The sequence below is a fragment of the Arthrobacter sp. DualSoilB13 genome (genome assembly GCF_055389195.1).
This window is the reverse complement of record NZ_AP035865.1, coordinates 1,984,150-2,005,711: the sequence shown is the minus strand read 5'-3', so window position 1 is coordinate 2,005,711 and position 21,562 is coordinate 1,984,150. Positions and strand designations below refer to the sequence as shown.

The following is a 21,562-nucleotide window of genomic DNA, read 5'->3' as shown; positions in this document are numbered from 1 at the left end:
GCCCGGGTTTGGCAACACCGTCCGGTGAAAAGCCGGAACAGCCCTAGCGAAGTTGCCCTGAGTCCCCGGTCACCGAAGTACGCGAACCGTAATACTCAGTCAGCCTGGCCAGTCCTTCATCAACGGATACATCAGGTGTCCAGTTGAGGAGTTCACGGGTTAAGCGTTGGTCAAACCAGTGGGCGGTGGAGAGCTGCTCGGCCAGGAACCGGGTCATGGGCGGCTCCTCTTTGCGTCCGGCCCAGGTCCACACCCTTTCCACTACTGCCCCGGCAGCCCGTGCCAGCCCACCAGGCACAGACCACGACGGCGGGGCCACGCCGCCAGCTGCACAAATGCCTGACAATAGCTCCCCGATGGGCCGGGGCTCGCCATTACTCACCACCACAGCCTTGCCATGAACGTGCTCCATGCGGTGCAGCGCTGCGACGATGGCCGATGCCGCATTGTCCACGTATGTTGTGTCGATCAGGGCAGCGCCGGAGTCCAACAACGGTAAGCGGCCGTGGCTGGCGCGAGCCAGGACGCGCTCAACCAACTGGGTGTCGCCGGGGCCCCACACAATGTGGGGCCGCACTCCTGCTACCCGCAAGTGGGATCCATCCGCTGCGAGGGCCAGTAATTCAGCCTCAGCCTTGGTGCGGGCATAATCTCCGCGTGCATGCCGCGGGTCAGCCTTCTCCGCACCCGCTCCCATAATGGCTGCTCCGGAATGGGCCACAGATGGCGACGAGACGTAGACAACGTCCCGCACACCGGCCGCCTTGGCATGGTGGAGCAAGCTGCGGGTTCCTTCAACATTTACTGCTTGGAACTGAGCGGGGCGCCCGGTGATGGAAACTTTGGCAGCAAGGTGTATGAGTCCCTCCGCACCGTCCACTGCCCGGCGGAGGGCAGCGTCGTCGTTGATGGATCCGCGGAAATCTTCCACGCCATCCACCCCTGACGAGCGGCGCTGAAACGAAGCCACATCATGGCCTTGATGCACCAACTGCCGGGCCACCTCGCCGCCGAGGAGTCCGCTGGCACCAGTGACGAGGACCCTCACGGCTTCCCCGTGCGGCCGCCGGCCAGCACCTGCGAAGCCCAACGTGCCAGACGCGTCCTGTCGATCTTGGCGTTATGCCTGATATCTGTGGGCTGCGCAGGGACTACGAGCACAGCGCTGACATCAACGCCGGCCTCGGCAGCTGCTCGACGGACGCTCCCTGCGAGTTGCGGCTCAGCCGGGCCGGCTTTGGGAACCGCAGGCACGGTCTCCACCACGGCCACCACAGCCTGTGTGCCTCTCGGACCGACTCCGGCGATGGCGGCCATTCGCACGGCGTCCAGGCGTTCGATGGATTGTTCGGCACCAACTGGAGTCACCGCACCCCCGGGCGCCGTCACCACATGGGCAAGGCGCCCCTCCACCCACAGTCGGCCTGCGGCGTCGAAGTGACCTACATCGCCCGTGGCATGCCACCCGGTCAGGCTGGTGCTCTTCCGTTGTGTCATCCAGAGCCTGTCATAGGCTTCTTTGACGTGCGGCGCGCTGACCAGGATCTCTCCGGTCACCCCGGCCTCAGTGCCACGGTGCTCTCCCGACGCGGTCCCATCGGCCGCCAGCGGAACGATCGCCAACCGGGCTCCGTGGACGGGCACGCCCACACAGACTCCGTTGCCGGCGCCCGGGACGGTCCCGGCGGCAGCATCAGCGCTTGCCGCCTGAATCTCTTCAAAGCTGATGTCAGTGACCGGCAACGCCTCAGTCATCCCATAAGGGGTATGGAGGGAAGCTCCGGACATCAACACTTGTACCTCCGCAAGGAGGGACTCAGGGACGGGCGCGCCGGCGGATAGAAGCATCTTCACGTTACCAAGAGCCAACGCCTGGGAGCCACTGAGGTTATCCCGGGTGGCAACCACGTTACGCAAAGCCGCCGGGGACGCGAAGACCACGGTGGCGTCAATGGCAGCAACGGCAACCGCCAGTGCCCGGGCTGTCAAAGTCCGGGGGGCTGTAACGTCCATGGCGGGGGTCACCGAGACGGCTCCGAGCGCCGGCCCCAGCAACGCAAAGGGGGCGAAACCAGCCACCAGCCGTGCACCGGCACCGATCCCGAAAGTAGCGGCAACCGTGTCCCGCATCGCGGCAAGCTGCCGGTGCGTGTAGAGGACGCCTTTGGCTGGTCCGGTGGAACCGGAGGTGAAGAGCACGGCAGATGGCGCATCCGGGTCCACGGCTACCACGTGGTGGCCTTCCACACGCTTCGCACCGCTGGTTGCGCGGCTTAGTGCCCCGGTCTTTGCCAGGGCATCCAGCGACGTCTCGACACCCAGGACTCGACGACGGACCCGCGGGAGGTCCCGAATGCTGATGCGGCGTCCCGGCCACCCAAGCACCGAAGCGGCCGCCAGTGCCTTATCGATGCCGATCAGGAAGTCTGCGGTAGCGCCCTTCACGGCGCGACTCATGCCCTTGGTACCGAGTCCGGCGTCGGCGACGACCACCACCGCCCCCAATCTCAGGCAGGAGTAGAGGGCAACTGTGAGGTCGGTTCCGGGCGGAACCATCAAGCTCACGCGGCTCCCTTGACCCACGCCGGCTTCCCTCAGGCCCTCCACCATGTCCAGAATGCGCTGGTCCAGCTGACGCCAGCTCAGTGTTCGGCTCATGCTTCCATCGGGTGCCATTTCAACGACGGCGACGTCGTCCTTCGATGGTCCAGCGGCCAGTTCGCCGAGCGAGTCCCAGAGGGGTCGGAATGTTGTGGCCCCTCCTTCGGCCGGATCCCTGGGCGGGAGGCCGCGGGTAGCAGAGGGCACCACGTGAGAGCTATCGCCGCTTATGGAGCCACTGTGCGCAGCAAGCCAGTCAAACACCGGCGTGGCGATGTCCCTGTCTTCCGCCACGAGATGTCCGGCACCTTCGAAGCGATGCACATCCGCGTGCGGAAGGCGGCTGATGAGGTCTTTGAGGTACCGGTCGGAGAAGATCGGATCCTTCGGGCCCCAGAGCATCAGGGCCGGCACGTTCAGCCCGCGCAAGCCTTCCGCCACGCGTGTGAGCGCGGGGAAGCTGGGATGGGAGGCGTTTGCGGGAATGTCCGCGACGAAATTCCCCACTCCGGCCCGCCGGCCGGCTCCGCGGTAAGGCGCCATAAATGCCCTGCCCACATCGGAGGGAAGCGGCGGATTGGCCAGTGAATGCGTCACACGCAGGAAGGCGTCGGAGGTCATAGTGCCCCACCGGTGCACGGCAGGGTGCAGGGCCAGCCGAAGAGCCGAAGGGATGGGAGTATCGGAAGGATGGTGGACAGCGGTGTTGGTCAGTACCATTCCTGCAAGGAGCTGCGGGTGTTCCAGCGCCCAGCCCGCGCTGATCACTCCACCCCAGTCATGGCCCACCGTAACCACTGGCCCTTCCAGGCCCAGTGCATCCGTGAGGTCACCGAGATCGTTGATCCGGTCCGCCAAGCGCCGGAAGGTGCCGGTGCGTTCTGAGTAGCCCATGTCAAGTTGGTCTACGGCAATTACGCGCCATGGATGGGCCGGGCTTGCTCCCGCACTGACCAGTGTCCGCCACAGATACGACCAAGTGGGGTTGCCGTGTACGCACAGCAAGGTTCCGATCGGTGTCAGTTCACTGCGCGTGAGCTGGTCGCCGTTATCGAGCACATGCCAGCGGCGAATTGCGCCCGGATCGTCCACCTCCGATGTGGACCTTACCCGGATTGTCCGGGACCATTGCGGGTCTACGCCGGGCCACTTGGCGGCTACCAAACGATTTCCACCATTCCTGCGTTCAGTCCGGAACCCACACCCATGCACAGGACCCGGTCGCCGGTCGTCAGAGACTGTGCCTGGGCCGCGAGTGTCATGGGAAGCGATGCAGGACCCACGTTGCCCCAATGCGGGAAGGTGATGGGAACCTTGTCCGCGTCCAGGTCTATGGCGTTGATGATTGCCTGGGTATAGGCGTTGCTGACTTGATGGGTGACGTAGCGGTCCATGCTTGCCCAATCCCACTCGGGCTGCGCCTCATGCCAGGCATCCACCACAAGCTGCAGGCCGCCGTCGAGCAGTCCCTTGGTGTCCGTGGACATGCCATCGATGCCTCCAACGCACAGTTCGTGGTGTTCCGTTCCTGCACGCATGACTCCTCCCACAAGCCGGTGCGCGCCCGGGTGCTCATCGGCAGGGCCCAGCACCGCAGCGGCAGCACCCGATCCCAGCGTCAACGTGGCAAACTCGCGGTTGAAGTCTTCCCGAGTGGTTTCAGGACGCTGGAGCCGGGCCAAGGTGGCTTCCTGAGTACCCTGCGCGTCTTCTCCATTGACGATGACGGCGTACTTGATCTGCCCCGAATCAATCATGTTGGCCGCCAGTATCAAGCCATTCACGAAACCGAGGCAGGCGTTGGCCAGGTCAAAATTCATGGCCGACGACGGCAGGCCAAGCTCGTGGTGGATCTTGACCGCCACAGAGGGTTCGAGGTTGCGCCTCGTCACTGACGTGTTGATCAGCAAGCCGATTTCCGAAGCTTCAACGCCGGCCTCAGCCAGTGCCTTGGCGCCCGCTTCCACTGCAGCATCATCAAACGACGTTCCGGCGGCCCACCAACGGCGGTGGGTGATACCCGCAACCCGCTCAAGCAATCGCGGTGGAAACTTCAGCCTCTGCAGGGTCGAAGCCAATCTCCGGTCGAAATCCGTAGAGCTCACTATCCTCGGAGCCTCTACACTGCTCACCGAGAGCAGCGCGGTGTTGCTGTGCCGGAAGGTCGCATTCCCTGCCAAGTTAAGCCCCTGTTCGTTTCTGTCCTGCCTTCATGCGGTGACTGTACCCATAAAGTGCAACCCCAAGACGTTAACTATGCCGGTGACAACCCGTTCCTGCATATTTGGGCCACCTCGGACCACCTCAAGACCCGGCGTGATGATGGGGCTAGCCTTCCCGGGCCTTCCTGGTTGCGGCGTCGTTGGCCTTCTGCAGCGCTTCCACCAACTCCTTTTTGTTCATGGTTGAACGACCCTTGATGTCCATTTCCTTCGCCCGCCTGTAGAGGTGCTCCTTGGAGGCGTTGGCATCCACTCCGCCGGCCGTGGGCTTGGTGGAGTCCACCCCTTCCTCCGCATGGTTGTCGGAAGGTCCGCGCTCCTCTTTGGGCTCCCAGTGGTCGCCCACTTTCTCGTAACTGTGCTTCAGAGCCGCGAAAGCAGTCCGGGCCGCCCGGCCGGAATCGTTGTCATAGCTTTCCATTGCCGAATCGTAGGTCTTGGCAAAAGTGTCCTGGGCTTTCTGTTCCGAGCGCTGCAGGGTGGATGGCACTTCGTCTTTGCGGGCGTGGTCGTTTTTTCCGGTCTTGGGCATGGTCTCCAACTCCCTGCACTCGTAGATGTCTTCGGTTGATTCAAGTCTGATGTGAAGCGCGGCCATTTGACCACCGAAAGTTGGCTGCTACCATCAAGAGAGAAAGTATGTCCTATCAAGCGAACAAATGGCTACAATCCTCTGCCACCCGCACTGGGGCAAGGGGCGGAGCCTGAAAACCGGGGTATCCAGTGGTGACTAAACTTGGTCTCAACATCGACCGCTCCTCTCCCGTGCCCCTCTATCACCAGGTAGTACAGGGTATCGAGGCCGCCATTCACAGCGGGGTCTTGGAGCCTGGCAGCCGCCTTGAGAACGAGATCGACCTCGCGGCCCAGCTCAACCTTTCCAGGCCCACCATGCGCAAGGCCATGGACGAACTGGTTCGTTCCGGCCTGCTGGTCCGCAAACGCGGCGTCGGAACACAAGTGGTATCCAGTCAGGTTCGCCGCCCCCTGGAACTCTCCAGCCTCTTTGACGATCTGACCAACAACGGCAAGAAGCCCACCACCACCGTGCTGAGCTTTTCCCATGAAGAAGCCGACGCCGCCACCCTCGCGGCGCTTGAGCTGCCTGCCGGTTCCAAGGTGTACCACTTCACCCGACTGCGCAAAGTAGGTGGCAAACCACTGGCCTTGATGGAGAACTGGGTGCGCGATGACATCGCCACCATGGACGAAGCCATGCTGGGAGCAGAGGGCCTGTACTCGATCCTGCGCAGAGGTGGCGTCAACTTCCGCCTAGCGACTCAACGCATCGGTGCCATGATCGCCAATGATTACCAAGCACCTCTCCTGGAGACCGACGTAAATTCCGCTTTGGTCACCATGGAGCGCACCGCGGTGGACGATACCGGCCGCCATGTGGAAACCGGCCACCACGTTTACCGCGCCGATTCCTACAGTTTCGAAATGACACTCGTACAGCGCTAGTACGCCTCATACAAAGGATTCAGCTTCCATGACCAATTGGGTTTACCCCTTGGGTTCTGCCGCGCACGGCGTGTGGGACATCTCGCTCGGCACTTCCGATTCCGCCATTGCTGTAGACGGCTGGGCACATACCGGCCTCAAGGTCGCCACCATCGCGTCAGGCGCCGCCGTCGACCTCCCTGGGGTTGCTGAGGAGCGCATTGTGGTGCCGCTCAACGGCGCCTTCACCGTTACTGTCGACGGCGTCGACCACGCCCTTGGAGGCAGGTCCTCCGTGTTCCACGGACCCAGCGACGTCCTGTACTCAGGCACCGGAAAGTCCGTCACCATCAGCTCGTCCGACGGCGGCCGCGTCGCCATCGCAACGGCCCCTGCCGATGTCTCGTACCCCACCCGACTGGTGACCGCTGCTGAGACACCCGTGGAATTGAGGGGCGCCGGCAACTGTTCGCGCCAAGTGCACAACTTCGGCACACCGGCTGCACTGGAGGCGGACCGCTTTATTGTGTGCGAGGTCATTACCCCCGCTGGTAACTGGTCCTCCTATCCCCCTCACAAGCACGATGAGGAAAAGGACGGCGAGACCCACCTCGAGGAGATCTACTACTTCGAAACGCAGGTGGCCGCAGGTTCCGGCGCACCGACCGACGCCGACGCGATCGGATACCAGCGGGTGTACGCCTCCGACGAGCGGCCCATTGACGTTTCAGCTGAAGTACGTACCGGTGACGTTGTTTTGGTCCCCTACGGCTGGCATGGTCCCGCGATGGCAGCACCGGGCTATGACATGTACTACCTCAACGTCATGGCAGGCCCGGGTCCCGTCCGTGAATGGCTGATCAGCGACGACCCCCATCATGGTTGGGTGCGGCAGAGCTGGGAAGGCCAGGACATCGACCCCCGGTTGCCCTTCGGCGCCTAGCTATCGTCATAGGAAGGCCCTCCCCGCGTCCACCGGATGCGGGGAGGGCCTTTTTTGGTCAGTGATGTTAGCTGGACACTTTGAGGGCGACTTTCACGGGAACACCTGTTGCCAGTGATTCCTGGGCGGCGTCTGCCACACGGGAGGCTGCCACCGCGTCCTCCGGGGTGCACGGGTTCTCACGCTCACCCATCACCAGCTCCACAAATGCGACCATCTCGGAACGGTACGCCTGGTCAAAGCGCTCTGCGAACGTCTGGTGCGGATCCCCGTCGGGGAAAGCGACCGCGGCCTCAGCCGAAGCCACAGCGGACTTCTCGTCCAAGCCCACCATGACCGTCCTGCGTGAGCCTTGAATCTCCAACCGCACATCATGGCCGGCCCCGTTGTAGCGGCTGGCAGAAACCGTTCCCACCGTGCCGTCGTCGAACGTAATGAGCGCCAAAGCCGTGTCCACGTCGCCTACTTCCCCAATGGCTGGATCACCGTTGTTGGATCCCTTGGCATAGACCTCCACGATTTCGCGGCCCGTCAGCCAGCGAAGAATGTCGAAGTCATGGACGGAACAGTCCCGGAACAACCCACCGGACGTTGCCAGGAAATCGACCGGTGGCGGCGTCATATCGCACGTGACGGCGCGCAGCGAGTGGATCCAACCCAATTCGCCGGCCTGGTACGCGCGCTTGGCTTCCAGATAGCCGGAGTCGAAGCGTCGTTGATGGCCGATTTGCACCACGCCGTTGTTGTCCCTGATGTAATCCAGCACAGGCAGTGCGTCCGAAACGTTCATGGCCACAGGCTTTTCGCAGAAGACCGGGATTCCTGCGTCCACTCCGGCACGGATCAGCTCCGGGTGGGTCGCCGTACCCGTGGCAATGACCAGGCCGTCCACACCGGAGCCCAACAGTTCGGCCACGGAGGGGAAGAACTCAGCGCCCAATCCGACTGCGACTGAGCGGGCATGGTCCGTGGCAACGTCCGTGAGCTTCAGGCGGACATTGACGCCCCTGTCCCGGAGCGTTTCATTGAGAGCGACCATGTTGTTGGCATGCATGACGCCGATGCGTCCCACACCAACGAGACCAAGAATGACATCTTTCATATTTTTCCTTCAAAGGTAGGAGTTTCCGGAGTCGTGAACACCACGCCCAGTTGGCGGCGAATCTCATCGGCCACGTCCAGGGTGCGGATGGAGGCCGCCAGCGTCCGTTGGCTGATCTGCGTGCTGCCCGCCACAACTGCCCGGGCCACCGCTGCGGCCTCAAAGTGAAGGCCCTCGAAGTGTCCGCCGGCTGGTTCTTCGTGACGCAGGCGGGTCCCGTCAGGAAACCTGACCTCGAACGGGCCGGGCATGTTGAACGGGCCCTCGATCGCCAGGGTGGCCTTGGAGCCAACAATCGTGGCTGTGGTGGGCGTGAAGTTGTGCAGGTGAGTGTTCACCACAGCCTGCCCGCCGCCGTCGAACGTCATGACGGCCGATAGTTGGGCGTTGACCCCGGACTCATGTGCCTGACCAATGGCATGGAGCCGGTGCGGACTTCCCAGCACCTCCGTGATCAGGGCCAGGGGGTACGTGCCCAGATCAAGAAGAGGACCACCAGCCAGTTCCGCATCAAAAATGCGGTGCGAGCGATCAAAATGCTCGCCATACTCGGCAACCACGGTGGTGATGGTGCCCAGCGTTCCGGCATCGAGTATCTGCCGGATCACATCGAATTTTGGAAGGAAGAACGTCCACATGGCCTCGGCGGCGAAGACGCCGGCAGCCTCGGCCCGCGCAGCGATATCACGCGCCTGGCCGGCGTCGAGTCCGATCGGCTTTTCAACCAGGACGTGCTTGCCGGCCTCGATGGCCATGACGGCGGCCGCGTGATGGCCGGTATGGGGCGTACACACATAGACGATGTCCACGTCCGGGGTTGCGGCGAGTTCCTGGTAGCTTCCGTAGGCGGCGGGGACGCTAAAGGCCTCCGCGAAGGCCTTGGACCGGTTCAGGGATCGGGATCCGACGGCGGCTATCACCTGCCCGGTATGCGCTTGGATGGATTCGGTGAACCGTTCGGCAATCCATCCCGGGCCCATGATGCCCCATCGCAGGCCGGGAGCATCACGGGATTCGGGCACGCGTGAGTGCGGAAGCGTGGGTTGGGTCACGAGTAACTGACTTTGGTCGACGACCCGTCGCTGTGCAGCGACTGGATCATGGCTTGGGCAACCAGGGCAGCGTTGAGTCCGTCCTGTGCACCGGCGAGGGGCGGCGCTTCTCCGCCTGCAAGTGCTGAGACCCACGCTTGCAGCTGGATCCGGTACGCGTCGGCGAAGCGGGGTCGCCAGTCCGCAGGGATGGAGGCCTGCCGGACTCCATCTTGTTCGATGCCCAGCAAGGACGATTCCTGAAGTGACGTGGTGCCTAGCTCGGAAACCACCTCACAGCGGGTGGTGTACCCGTACTGCGCATTCAGGTAGAGCTCCAGCGTTGTTAGGGTCCCGTCAGCTGTTCGGAGGATCATGAATGACGGGTCTTGCAGTCCGGCTTCGGCACGTCGCGTGCTTTTTCCGGCCTGCCACGAGACTTCCGTGACCGGAGAATCCAGGAGCCAGGGAACGATGTCCAGCTCGTGAATGGCCGAGTTGGTGATGGCCGATTCTGCGGTTGTTCCGGGCCCCGCCGCGGCATTGCGGCTGACGCAGTGAACCATGAGGGGCTCGCCCTGCGCCCGGCCTTGCACGGCGCGCCGAAGTGCCACATAGCCCGGGTCGAAGCGCCGCATGAAGCCGAGGGAAAGCAACGAAGCGCCGGTCGCGGCCACGATGTCGGCATCGGCCGCCACCACTTCGAGGCTTTCAAGAAGCGTGGGCGCCAACGGCTTCTCGCAGAGTACCGGGGTCATTGCTTCGAAGCATTCCAAGATAAGGCCCGCGTGTGTCGAGTCGTGCGAGGCGACGACTACCGCGTCAACGTCGCTGGAGTTGATCAATTCCGTCGGGTCCGTGGTGATGCGTGCCAACGGTGGCGCAGCAGCCGCTGCCCGGCCGGCGTCGAGATCTGCCACGAAGGTGACTTCGGCACCCCCAATACTGGTGGAAAGATTCCTGATGTGGTCTGCGCCCATGATTCCGGCGCCAATAACACCCACCCTGATCGGCATGGTGTTCCCTTCTATTGACGATATGAATGGGCCGTGTGCACAGCTGGCGGGGTCCTTCGAAGAGATCTCCGGAGGACCCCGCCAGTGCACTTTTACGCGTGCTTCGGGCTTCCGGCGTTTACGCTGTCAACGTCCGCTACTTCGGCCTTGACCTCTTTTACGACGTCGCCATGGCCTCCCAGCTGTTCCAGCTCATGGGCGAGTTCAGCAAGCTCAGCGCCACCAGCCATCTGGGCCGTGAGTTCGTCCAGGGTGATGTCCTTCTTGTCGTAGTACCCAATGGACTTGCCGCGCTTGAGCAGAAGGAACCGATCCCCCACCGGGAAAGCATGGTGCGGGTTGTGGGTGATGAAGATGACGCCGAGGCCGCGGTCGCGGGCCTGGAGGATGTAGCGCAGGACCACACCCGACTGCTTCACGCCCAGGGCCGCCGTGGGTTCGTCCAGAATGAGGACCTTGGCGCCGAAGTACACGGCGCGGGCAATCGCGACGCACTGGCGTTCACCTCCGGAGAGCTGTCCGATGGGTTGCTCAACATCGCGAAGGTCGATGCCCATCTCCGCCAGTTCCTTGAGCGTGATGGCCTTCATCTGTTCGACGTCCATGTACTTGAACGGGCCGAAGCCTTTGGTGATCTCGGATCCGAGGAAGAAGTTCCGCCAAATAGGCATGAGCGGCACCACTGCAAGGTCCTGGTACACGGTGGCGATGCCGGCGTCCAGGGCATCGCGGGGGGAACCGAACTTTCGTTCCTCACCCATGATGTTCAAGACGCCGTCGTCGTGCTGGTGGAGGCCGGCAATAATCTTGATCAGTGTTGACTTGCCGGCGCCGTTATCTCCCAACACACAGGTGACGCGGCCGTTGTCCACGGCCATGGTGACCTCGCTCAGCGCGATGATGTTGCCGTAGTGCTTTCCCACTCCTTCCAGGGCGAGAAGGTGGACGGGTGTGTGGGTGAGGGGATCACGCTCATTCTGAAGCAGCGTTTCCTGATCGATGGCTTTTGCATTCATTTTCCGGGGTCCCTTTACTTGAGTTCCGCGCGGCGCTTGACGATGAGGTTGACGATAGTGGCGAGCAGCAGCATCAGACCCAGGAAGAACTTGAACCAGTCCGGGTTCCACTGTGCGTAAACAATGCCCTTGTTGGCCATGCCAAAGATGAACGCGCCAATCGCACCACCCACTGCTGAACCGTAGCCACCGGTCAGAAGGCAACCGCCAATGACAGCGGCAATGATGTACAGGAATTCGTTGCCCACGCCTTCGCCGGACTGCACTGAGTCGAAGGCGAAAAGGTTGTGCATGCCCAGGATCCAGCCACAGAAGCCCACACCCATGAAGAGTCCGATCTTGGTGGCCTTGACTGGAACGCCCACCGCCCGGGCTGCATTCGCGTCGCCTCCCACTGCGAAGATCCAGTTACCCACTCGGGTACGCATGAGCACCCACGTGGCGACGGCCACGAGGGCAATCCAGATGAAGACGGTGATCTTGACTTCAACTCCACCCAGGTTCACGGACGATGCAAAAACTGCCTGGGCTGACGAAAAGCCATCCATGTCAGAGATAGAAGGCGATGAAACGCCGCCGCCGATCATCCTTGTCAATCCGAGGTTCAGACCCGTCAACATCAGGAACGTGGCCAAGGTGACAATGAAGCTCGGAAGCTTGGTCTTCATCAGGATCCAGCCGTTGATATAGCCGATAGCCAGCGATACCAGCAGGGCCAATCCAACGCCCACCCAGACGTTTGTGCTGAAGTACCAACTGAACATGGATGCCGTGAGGGCTGAACTGATGACCGCAACGCCTGTTGATAGGTCGAACTCTCCGCCGATCATCAGCAAGGAGACGCCTACGGCCATAATCCCGATAGTGGAACTTCCGTAGAGGACGGTAGCGAATGATGCGGGCTGCAAAAACGTAGGGGAAACCAACGAGAAGAAGATAAAGAGGACGATGGCTCCAACGAGTGCGCCAACTTCCGGGCGCCCAAGCATTTTTTGGAGCGGATTGCGCTTGCCGATGCGTTCATCGCGTATGGGGAGGGGGGCTTTGGATAGGGTCTGTGTCATGGCTTTCTCCTGCTAGGGCGGGGTTCCCGGGTTTGAGTCCCGGGAACCCCGCTGGGAGCATCCTTAGCGGATGCCTTCCTTGGCGAACTTGAGGACGTCGGGAGCCGAAGACTGATCGATGATTGATGGTCCGGTCAGAACAGGAAGTCCACCGCCCACGTGGATTCCGCCACGTTTGACCTGCCACAGCGCATCGATTGCACCGTATCCCTGCAGCCACGGCTGCTGGTCAACAGTGAAGGCCACCTTGCCATCTATGATGGCTTGGGCAAGTTCGCCGTTCATGTCGAAAGATGCAACTTTGACTTTGCTTTGAAGTCCCAGCGACTCCACTGCCTTGTTGATGGTCAGAGTGAACGGAGCGCCGAGGCCAATGATGGCGTCCGCGTCGGGCGTTGCCTGAAGCTTTGCCGTGACGGTGGAGGAAACCTGGGTCATATCGGTGCCCTGCACGAAGAGGTTTTCCGTCCCAGGGACTTTGGATTTCACGCCTGCACACCGTGAGTCAAGAGCGACGTTGCCCTGCTCCATGATCACGCAGATTGGATGCTTCACACCCAGTGAAGCGAGCTTCTCACCTACGGCAGCACCGGCCAGGTTCTCATCGGAACCGAAGTGCGTGAAGGCGCCTACCTGCTTCCACACATCTGCGCCGGAGTTCAGGCTGACCACCGGAATACCCGCGTCTTCTGCTTTCTTCAGGACATCCTTCAGCGCGTCCGGTTTAGCCAAAGTGACCGCAATGCCAGCCACTTTCTGATCAATGGCCTGCTGGATCAACTGTGCCTGCCGGCCACCTTCGGGGTCGGACGTGTACAGCAATTCCACGTTGTCCTTCGCGGCAGCTTCCTCGGCACCTTTGCGGAGAATATCCCAGAACGTGTCGCCGGGGGCAGCGTGCGTAATGAGTGCCACCTTGATGCGTTCTGTTGAGGCGACTTGGCCGCCACCGGCACCGCTGCCCGATCCGTCGGTTTTGCCTCCACTGCTGGAACACGCGCTCAACGCGAGCAACGGTACAACTGCCGCCACAAGGGCGGCTTTACGCCAGGAAAATTTACCCACTTTGAATCTCCTTTGATTACAGCTCCGGGCTGCCACCTTGCAGCCACAGGATTGCGCCTACATAGATCATGGTGATCTCCAGCACATAAGTCAATACTTTGTCCTGACATTAGGATGTAAATACGTAACTTCTTTGTGGATTCTCGCTTCAGGGCATGCAAAAGGGCAGTCCCGTTCAACTCAGCGGGACTGCCCTTGAGCAGTTGATTTGTGTGGTGGCAGGAAGGTTCAGCGACTTCTGGAGTCCGCTGATGCCGTGCCAGCGATGTTTTTGAAGTAATGCTCCAGATCCTCAAGGCTCTTGTCCTTGGTTTCGGGAATGTACTTCATGGCGAACGCGATGGCCCCGACGCCCAGAACGGCAAAGACGAAGAAGGTGTTGGAAAGGCCAATGGCGGCGAGCAATTGCGGGAATCCGAAGCCGACCAAGAAGTTGACGATCCACAACACGAAGGCAGAAGCGCCCATTCCAAGGCCTCGGATCTTAAGGGGGAAGATCTCCGAGAGCATCAACCACGTGACCGGAGAAATCGCTCCCTGTTGAAAGGAGAGAAACGTGACAGTCAGAGCAAGAATGACAAATCCCCGGGCAGTACCTTCCGGCAGAACCATAGAGAATATTCCGATTAACAGCAACGCACTGGTAGTGCCGACCTGCCCGGTGATGAGCATTTTTCGGCGCCCTACCTTGCCCAGAAGCCAGATGCCCACGAACGTAGCCAGAACGGAGATTACACCGTTGGCGATGTTGGCCGTCAGCGCAGCTTCCCTCCCGAAGCCAGACTCGGCGAGGATCTGCGTGCCGTAGTACATGATGGAGTTCACGCCGGTGATTTGCTGGATCACAGCCAACCCCAGACCCACCATAAATATTCTCCTCAGCCAAGGAATGCCAAGGTCCTTCCAGGAACCCATTTTGGACTTGTAGTCCTCCACGGCCATGGCTTTGACGTCTTCAAACTCAACCCGCGCTTCTTCCTGAGAACGTATGCGACGCAGGACGCTCAACGTCTCACCAAAGTTTCCTATGGAAGCCAGCCATCTAGGACTCTCGGGCATGAAGTTCATGCCAATCCACAGGGCAATGGCCGGAAGGGTTGCGATCACCAGCATCCAGCGCCAGATTCCACCTGCCTCACCGAAGCTGTTTCCCAGATAAGCATTGAAGACAAAGGCCAGCAATTGTCCAGTGACGATCATGAGCTCGTTCTGGGTGACGATCCGACCGCGCCGTGCACTGGGCGAAACCTCGGCAAGGTAGACCGGCACAGTGACTGAGGCGCCGCCGACGGCTAAGCCAAGGACAAACCGCGCCACAACCATCACCTCTGTTGTGGGTGCGAACGTGCAAGCGAGCGTACCTAGCAGGAAGATCATGGCCAGGACCATGATCATCCTGCGGCGACCGTGGCGGTCCGCGAGGCGGCCACCCAGAAGAGCTCCGAACGCTGCGCCGAACAACAGCGAGGAAGTAACCAGTCCCTCAGTGAGGGGTGTGAGACCCAGGTCCTCCTGCATGTAGGGCAAAGCACCGTTGATCACACCGGTGTCGTAACCGAAAAGCAGGCCGCCGAACGTCGAAATGATTGTCACGGTACGGAGCGCCCTCTTGTGCTTAACAGCGCCCGGTTTGGTATCCGCAGGTAGAGGAACACTCATGCGATGACCTTTTGAATATGCTGCTTCATTGTCTCCAACTGGTAAATGGAGACGTCCTCCGCGTTCTCATCCTCGGCGAATACCGAAGAGACCATTACGGTGTTCTCCTTGTCCAGGAAGCCGATCTCCTTAAGACCGCCAAAGAACTCGTCCCAGTTCACGTCGCCGTCGCCGATTTTCAGGTGCTGGTGGACGCGGACGGCGTTGCCGGGCGGGTTGGTGATGTAGCGAAGGCCATGGGACGCGTGGTGGTTCATGGTGTCCGAGACGTGCACCAAGCGGAGCTTGTCCCCTGCTGCCCGCATGATCTCCAACGGCTTGTTACCCATGTGGAAACTGTGCGAAGCAACGTACACCATCCCGATGTTCGGTGAGTTGACGCCCCTGATAACGCGGAGTGCAGCCAGGCCATCCTCCACGAAATCGTCCGGGTGCGGATCAATCAGGACGTCCAGACCCTCGCGTTCGATGATCGGGAGCAGCTCCTCCATGGAACGGTAGAACGCGCGCTCAGACTCCTCCGCCTTCTCCGGACGGCCGCTGAACTCGGTGTTCATGGTTTGGACACCGAGGTCAACAGCGATCTGGATGGCGCGCTTCCAGTAACGGACTGCAGCCTCACGGGCGTCCTCGTCCGGACCGGACCAGCGCAGGACCGGCAGGACTGAAGCGATTTCGACGCCGGCATCCTTGCACGCCGCTTTCAGCTGCCCCACCAGTTCGTCGTCAGCCTTGGGGTGGTTATAGAAAGGGATGAGATCCGCATGCGGGGTCATCTGCAGGTATTTGTAGCCTAGATCGGCCGCTACCCTCGGGAACTCCAGCAGGGTGTGGCTGTGATGGAACGGTGTGGGATCGAGTGCAATTTTCATGTGGCCAGTCCCCTACTTGTACAGTTCCGGCTTGGTGTTCAGCTGGACCTTGACCTTTTCGCCGGACTTCTGGGCTTCGACGCCGGCCTCGCAGCAGGCTGCGGTGGCGTAACCGTCCCAGGCGGTTGGACCGCCGATTTCGCCGCGAAGGGCGGCGTCCACCCAAGCCTGCACCTCGACGTCGTACGCCGCTCCGAAACGCTCTTCAAAACCGGGGGTGACGTTGCCGCCCCATTTACCCGCAGACTGGACGTACGGGCCGTTGTCCCCGCCGATGCTCACAATGCCATCCTCAAAAGATGCCTGAGTGGCCACTTGGTAGCCGAACTTGGCATTGACATAGATTTCGACGTCGGCCAGCACACCGGATTCGGTTTCCAGCAGGACATGCTGGGGATCGTGCTGGCCACCCGGGGCGCTTCGCGTCGGCTTGCCCAGCCGGACCTGGACTGACGTGATTTCTTCACCGGTGAAGTAACGGATGGCATCGAACTCGTGGACTACGGAGTCGTTGATCAGCATCTCATTGGTGAAACCCTCGGGCGTGCTCGGATTGCGGTGCTGGTGGTGCAACATCAACAGCTCCCCCAATTCGCTGTTGCGGATGATCGCACCCAACGCCGAGTACTCGGCATCGAAGCGGCGCATGAAACCCACCTGGATGCGCTTGTGGCCGAGCGCCTGCTCAGCCTGGACCACCTTCCAGGCGCTCTCGGCGTCCGGCGTCAGCGGCTTCTCGCAGAGAATCGGGAAGTCCTTTTCAAGTGCCTTGTACAGGATTTCCTCATGGAGGAAACCCGGGGTGGCGATCAAGACGGCGTTCACGTCGCCGTTGTTCAGTGCCTCATCGGCACTTGCCAGCGCCACGGCGCCGTCGATTCCTTCAATGGCAGTCTGCGCCCGGGCAAGGTCGACGTCGACGACGGCGGCTACTTCAGCGCCGTGGATGCGCGTGCTGAGGCGCTTGATGTGGTCCGCACCCATGCGGCCTGCGCCGATGACGGCAACGCGGAGAGTCTTAGTCACTTTAATTGTCCTTCGTGAAGTTCTTCTGGGTGGCTGTTGCGGGATGTGCTATTGAACCCGGGTACGGGATCCGCAGGAAAGCAGGTAGTTGCGGGTTCGCTTGGCGATGGGCATTGGCACATCGAACGCTATCGGGTACATGTCCTGTTCCACGATGCCGAAGATCGGCCGGTTGAGCCCTTCCACTGCTTCGATGACCGCGCGCAGGTCCGGAAGGCCGTTGGGCGGTTCGGTCATGACGCCTGCCAGGTTGGCAGCTGCCCAGGTCATGTTTTTCTCGTTGACCTCGGCCAGGACATCGGGGTTGATCTGCTTGAGGTGCAGGTAGCCGATGCGGTCCGGGTAGTTCTTGATGAGTTCCAGGCTGGATGCACCGCAGTACTCAGCGTGCCCCGTATCCAGGCAAAGATTCAGGTATTGCGGATCGGTGGACGCCAACAGGGTTTCGATGTCCTTCTGCGCACCAACGTGCGAGTCAGCGTGTGAGTGGAACTGCTGGTGCAGGCCGAAGTCCTCCAGCAGCACTTTGCCCATGCGGTTATGGCCTGCGAAGAGGTCAGCCCACTGCTCGTCGGTAAGCTCACCGCTCTCCACAGCTTCGCCGGTAACGTCATCGCGCCACATGGCGGGGATGACAACAATGTGTTCACCACCCATGGCTGCCGTCAGCTCAGCAACCTTCCGTGCCGGCTCCCATGCTTCATCATATTGCTCCGCACCCCGGTGGAACGCGGTGAAGACCGTTCCGGCGGTGACCTTAAGGTCGCGCTGCTTGAGCTCCTCTGCCAAGCGGGTGGGGTTGTTCGGCAGATAGCCGTACGGACCCAGTTCAATCCACTTATAGCCAGATTCCGCAACCTCATCCAGGAAACGCTCCCACGGAGTTTGCCGGGGGTCATCCGGGAACCACACACCCCAGGAGTCAGGGGCGGTGCCGATGATTAGCTTGTTCTCGACATCAGTCATGACGGCTTTGTCTTTCTGCTGCGGTGGGGGTTAGTTGGAGGGGAAGTTGTAGGAGGCGCCGGAGGCGTGGGTGGGTTCGGGCCAGCGGGAGGTGATGACTTTGCCGCGGGTGTAGAAGGAGACGCCTTCGGGGCCGTAGATGTGTTTGTCGCCGAAGAGGGAGTTCTTCCAGCCGCCGAAGGAGTGGTAGGCCACGGGGACGGGCAGGGGCACGTTGATGCCGACCATGCCTACGGTGACTGAGCGCTGGAATTTCCTCGCTGCGGCACCTGAGGAGGTGAAGATCGCGGTGCCGTTGCCATAAGGGTTGAAGTTGATCAGGGCGATGCCTTCCTCCAGGTCCGCGACGCGGACCACCACCAGGACGGGTCCGAAGATTTCCTCGGTGTACGCGGTCATTTCGGTCTTGACGTGATCGATCACCGTGGGGCCCACCCAGAAGCCGTCTTCGTGGCCCGGGACCACCAAGTCCCGGCCGTCCACCACCATCGCGGCGCCGGCGGTTTCGGCTTCGGTGACGATCTTGACGATGCGTTCTTTGGAGGCCGGGGTGATGACCGGGCCCATGTCGGCGTCGGGTTCGGTGCCGTTGCTCACCTTGATGGCCAAGGCGCGTTCCTGGACCTTTTTCACGATCAGGTCCGCTGCGTCACCCACAGCAACGGCGACGGAGATCGCCATGCAACGCTCACCGGCGGAACCGAACGCGGCGGCGGCGAGGTGGTCGGCGGCGTTGTCGAGGTCAGCGTCAGGCATCACGATGGCGTGGTTCTTCGCCCCTCCCAGGGCCTGCACGCGCTTGCCGTGCTTGGTAGCTGTCTCGTGGACGTACTGCGCGATCGGGGTGGAGCCGACAAACGAGATGCCGTCCACGTCCGGGTGGGTCAGCAGGCCGTCGACGGTTTCCTTGCCACCGTGCAGGACCTGGAACACGCCATCGGGCAGGCCGGCCTGCTTCCAGAGCTGGGCCAGCAGCATCGGGGCGGACGGATCACGCTCGGAGGGCTTGAGGATGAACGCGTTACCGGTAGCGATGGCCATCGGCGCCATCCACAACGGCACCATGACCGGGAAATTGAACGGGGTAATGCCTGCAACCACACCCAGCGGCTCGCGGAAGGAGAAAACATCGATGCCCGTGGAGACCTGGTCCGAGTAGTCGCCCTTGAGCAGCTGCGGGATGCCACAGGCGAACTCGATGACTTCCAGGCCGCGGCCGATCTCGCCCTTAGCGTCGGAGAGGACCTTGCCGTGCTCCGCGGTGATCAGCTCGGCCAAGTCATCGACATGTGCGGCGACGAGTTCACGGAACTTGAACAACACCGCGGTGCGCTTGGCAAGGGAAATATCGCCCCAGGACTCCGCGGCCTTCTTCGCGGCGGCCACCGTGGTGTTCAGATCGGCTTCGTTGGCCAGACGCAGATCCGCGGAAACCTGTCCGGTGGCCGGATTGTAGACGGGCTGGGTGCGGTCGCCTTCGCCGGTGGTTTCAGCGCCGTTGATGAAGTGGTGGATGGTGGTCAGTGTGGTCGTCGTCGACATGTGCGGACTTCCTTTTGGTCTGTGGCTTTAGGGCGGGGCTGTGACTAGCCGAGCAGCTTGCGCTGGCGGTTCTTGTGGTCTGTATACGTCTTGTAGGCCTGCTGGGTGGATTCCAGGTTTGAGACCTGCGAGACGGGAACATCCCACCAGGACTCGGAGCTCGGGGCATCCAGCAAAGGATCGGACTCAACGTGGATCACGATGGGGCCCGTTTCCGGGGCTGCTTTGGCTTCCTTGATGGCGGCGCCGAGGGCCTCAATGACGTTCTCACCAGGTTCGATCCGGATGACCTTGGCTCCCAGCGACTCAGCGTTGGTGGCGAGGTCGATGGGAAGGTTCTCGCCGGCGTCGAAGCTGTGCTGTTCCTTGTCCAGGACCCGGTACTGCGTGCCGAAGCGCTGGGAACCGAGTGATTCGGACAGTGAACCGATGGAGGCGTAGCCGTGGTTCTGGATGAGGACCACGATGAGCTTGATGCGTTCGGCGACGGCGGTGACCAGTTCGGTGTGCATCATCAGGTAGGAGCCGTCCCCCACCATGACCACCACATCCCTGTCCGGGCCACCTGCGGCGGCTTCGGCCAGTGCCGCGCGCTTCACGCCCAGCCCTCCCGGAATTTCGTACCCCATGCAGGAGTAGGCGTATTCCACGTGGTAGCCGAAGGGGTCGCGGACGCGCCACATCTTGTGCAGGTCACCGGGCAGGGAACCGGCGGCGCAGATGACAACGTCCTGGTCATCCATGGCCTTGTTGGTGGCCCCGATGATCTCGTTCTGGGCCGGCAGCGGCGTGTAGCGTGTCTCGAAAGCTTCGTCCACGGTTGCGTTCCAGCGCTTCTTCTCCGCTGCGACCTTCTCTTCGAGATCGGCACCCACCCGGTACCCGCCTAAGGCCTGGTTGAGCTTCACCAAGGCCTTGCGGGCATCGGCGACGATCGGCAACGTGGTCCCGTGCTTGTAGGCGTCGATCGGTGCGACGTTGATGTTCACGAACTTCACGTCCGGGTTCTGGAACGCGGTCCGGGAAGCGGTGGTGAAGTCCTCGTAGCGGGTCCCGATGCCAATGATGAGGTCCGCTTCGGCAGCGATGGCGTTGGCCGCCGTCGTGCCCGTTGAACCGATGGCACCGAGCGAGTGCTGGTGGTCCCACGGCAGGACGCCCACGCCGGCCTGCGTGTTGCCCACCGGGATGCCGGTCAGCTCAGCAAATGTGGCGAGTTCGGCGTTGGCGTAGGCGTAGAGGACTCCGCCGCCGGCGATGATCAGCGGGCGTTTAGCGGCGCGGATGGCCTCCACGGCGCGGCGGATGTCGTCATCCTCAACCTCGGGACGGCGGATCCGCCACTCCCGCTCGGCCAGGAACTCTTCGGGAACGTCGAAAGCCTCGGCCTGGACATCTTGCGGCAGCGAAATCGTGACCGCGCCGGTCTCCGCGGGGTCCGTGAGAACGCGGAGTCCGTGGTGGAACGCTGAGAAGAGCTGTTCCGGGCGGGAGACCCGGTCGAAGAACTTGGACAGCGGACGGAAGGCATCATTGACCGTGATGTCATACGCGTACGGGAGCTCCAGCTGCTGCAGTACGGGATCAGCGGCGCGCGTGGCGAACGTGTCACTGGGCAGCAGGAGTACAGGCAAACGGTTGGTGGTGGCCAACGCGGCGCCGGTCAGCAGGTTCGAGGAACCCGGGCCAATGGAAGTGCTGATGGCGAACGTCTGGCGGCGGCGGGTGTGGCGTGCGTAGCCCACAGCCTGGTGGACCTGGGCCTGCTCATTGCGGCCCTGGTAGTACGGCATGATCGTGGGGTCCGCGGCCTGGTACTGCTTCAACGCCTGGCCCACGCCGGCCACGTTGCCGTGTCCGAAGATGCCGAACGTGCCCGGAATCAGCCGCTCACGGTACTCCACACCATTAATGGAATCCACCGTGTACTGCTTGGAAAGGAACTCGACCACAGCCTGGGCCACGGTCATCCGACGGGTTGCTGTACCCATTAC

18 protein-coding genes are annotated in these 21,562 nt (G+C 61.8%); 2 read left to right on the top strand and 16 right to left on the bottom strand.

Annotated elements, in window-relative coordinates; translation table 11 throughout:
• Positions 1-43: 43 nt before the first annotated feature.
• The 4 genes from ACZ5J0_RS09185 to ACZ5J0_RS09170 form a co-directional block, all read right to left on the bottom strand.
• Entirely contained in the window at positions 44-1,048 is a 1,005-nt protein-coding gene (locus ACZ5J0_RS09185) for an NAD-dependent epimerase/dehydratase family protein (protein ID WP_142939319.1), read from the bottom strand.
• Positions 1,045-3,765 carry an alpha/beta fold hydrolase gene (locus ACZ5J0_RS09180; RefSeq protein ID WP_464094642.1) on the bottom strand — a complete coding sequence of 907 codons (2,721 nt, stop codon included), beginning with the start codon at positions 3,763-3,765 and terminating at the stop codon, positions 1,045-1,047. Before ACZ5J0_RS09180 ends, ACZ5J0_RS09185 begins: the two co-directional genes overlap by 4 nt.
• The gene (locus tag ACZ5J0_RS09175; RefSeq protein WP_142939321.1) at positions 3,759-4,781 is read right to left on the bottom strand and encodes a 3-oxoacyl-ACP synthase III; all 1,023 of its coding nucleotides are present in this window, start codon (positions 4,779-4,781) and stop codon (positions 3,759-3,761) included. The genes ACZ5J0_RS09180 and ACZ5J0_RS09175 overlap by 7 nt, the downstream gene beginning before the upstream one ends.
• A gap of 148 nt (positions 4,782-4,929) precedes the next feature.
• A complete protein-coding gene (locus ACZ5J0_RS09170; protein ID WP_142939450.1) occupies positions 4,930-5,355 on the bottom strand; it encodes a ChaB family protein in 426 nt (141 codons plus the stop codon).
• Positions 5,356-5,546: 191 nt separating this feature from the next.
• On the opposite strand from ACZ5J0_RS09170, the gene ACZ5J0_RS09165 reads away from it, so the two are divergent.
• A complete protein-coding gene (locus ACZ5J0_RS09165) occupies positions 5,547-6,287 on the top strand; it encodes a GntR family transcriptional regulator (RefSeq protein WP_062065541.1) in 741 nt (246 codons plus the stop codon).
• A 28-nt stretch (positions 6,288-6,315) separates the two neighbouring features.
• Positions 6,316-7,209: a 5-deoxy-glucuronate isomerase gene (gene iolB / locus ACZ5J0_RS09160; protein WP_142939322.1), complete on the top strand. Its 894-nt coding sequence runs from the start codon at positions 6,316-6,318 to the stop codon at positions 7,207-7,209.
• Positions 7,210-7,276: 67 nt separating this feature from the next.
• Here the strand turns inward: iolB and ACZ5J0_RS09155 are convergent, their stop codons facing one another.
• From ACZ5J0_RS09155 to iolD, 12 genes are all read right to left on the bottom strand, one after another.
• The gene (locus ACZ5J0_RS09155; protein WP_142939323.1) at positions 7,277-8,311 is read right to left on the bottom strand and encodes a Gfo/Idh/MocA family oxidoreductase; all 1,035 of its coding nucleotides are present in this window, start codon (positions 8,309-8,311) and stop codon (positions 7,277-7,279) included.
• Entirely contained in the window at positions 8,308-9,363 is a 1,056-nt protein-coding gene (locus tag ACZ5J0_RS09150; RefSeq protein ID WP_464094641.1) for a Gfo/Idh/MocA family protein, read from the bottom strand. The genes ACZ5J0_RS09155 and ACZ5J0_RS09150 overlap by 4 nt, the downstream gene beginning before the upstream one ends.
• The gene (locus tag ACZ5J0_RS09145) at positions 9,360-10,358 is read right to left on the bottom strand and encodes a Gfo/Idh/MocA family oxidoreductase (protein WP_142939325.1); all 999 of its coding nucleotides are present in this window, start codon (positions 10,356-10,358) and stop codon (positions 9,360-9,362) included. The genes ACZ5J0_RS09150 and ACZ5J0_RS09145 overlap by 4 nt, the downstream gene beginning before the upstream one ends.
• Before the next feature lie 92 nt (positions 10,359-10,450).
• The gene (locus ACZ5J0_RS09140) at positions 10,451-11,374 is read right to left on the bottom strand and encodes an ATP-binding cassette domain-containing protein (RefSeq protein ID WP_464094640.1); all 924 of its coding nucleotides are present in this window, start codon (positions 11,372-11,374) and stop codon (positions 10,451-10,453) included.
• A gap of 14 nt (positions 11,375-11,388) precedes the next feature.
• Positions 11,389-12,438, bottom strand: coding sequence for an ABC transporter permease (locus ACZ5J0_RS09135; protein WP_105691435.1), 1,050 nt, complete (start codon positions 12,436-12,438; stop codon positions 11,389-11,391).
• A 63-nt stretch (positions 12,439-12,501) separates the two neighbouring features.
• Positions 12,502-13,503, bottom strand: a complete 1,002-nt coding sequence (locus tag ACZ5J0_RS09130; RefSeq protein ID WP_166842109.1) for a substrate-binding domain-containing protein — start codon at positions 13,501-13,503, stop codon at positions 12,502-12,504.
• Between the two features lie 228 nt (positions 13,504-13,731).
• Positions 13,732-15,162, bottom strand: a complete 1,431-nt coding sequence (locus tag ACZ5J0_RS09125; protein WP_166842108.1) for a sugar porter family MFS transporter — start codon at positions 15,160-15,162, stop codon at positions 13,732-13,734.
• Entirely contained in the window at positions 15,159-16,034 is an 876-nt protein-coding gene (locus ACZ5J0_RS09120; RefSeq protein ID WP_464094639.1) for a sugar phosphate isomerase/epimerase family protein, read from the bottom strand. The genes ACZ5J0_RS09125 and ACZ5J0_RS09120 overlap by 4 nt, the downstream gene beginning before the upstream one ends.
• Before the next feature lie 12 nt (positions 16,035-16,046).
• On the bottom strand, positions 16,047-17,060 hold the full coding sequence (locus ACZ5J0_RS09115; protein ID WP_464094638.1) for a Gfo/Idh/MocA family protein: 1,014 nt from the start codon (positions 17,058-17,060) through the stop codon (positions 16,047-16,049).
• 48 nt (positions 17,061-17,108) lie between these two features.
• Entirely contained in the window at positions 17,109-18,026 is a 918-nt protein-coding gene (locus tag ACZ5J0_RS09110) for a sugar phosphate isomerase/epimerase family protein (protein ID WP_464094637.1), read from the bottom strand.
• A gap of 30 nt (positions 18,027-18,056) precedes the next feature.
• Entirely contained in the window at positions 18,057-19,568 is a 1,512-nt protein-coding gene (locus tag ACZ5J0_RS09105) for a CoA-acylating methylmalonate-semialdehyde dehydrogenase (protein WP_464094636.1), read from the bottom strand.
• 44 nt (positions 19,569-19,612) lie between these two features.
• Entirely contained in the window at positions 19,613-21,559 is a 1,947-nt protein-coding gene (gene iolD, locus ACZ5J0_RS09100; RefSeq protein ID WP_464094635.1) for a 3D-(3,5/4)-trihydroxycyclohexane-1,2-dione acylhydrolase (decyclizing), read from the bottom strand.
• Between the last annotated feature and the right edge of the window lie 3 nt (positions 21,560-21,562).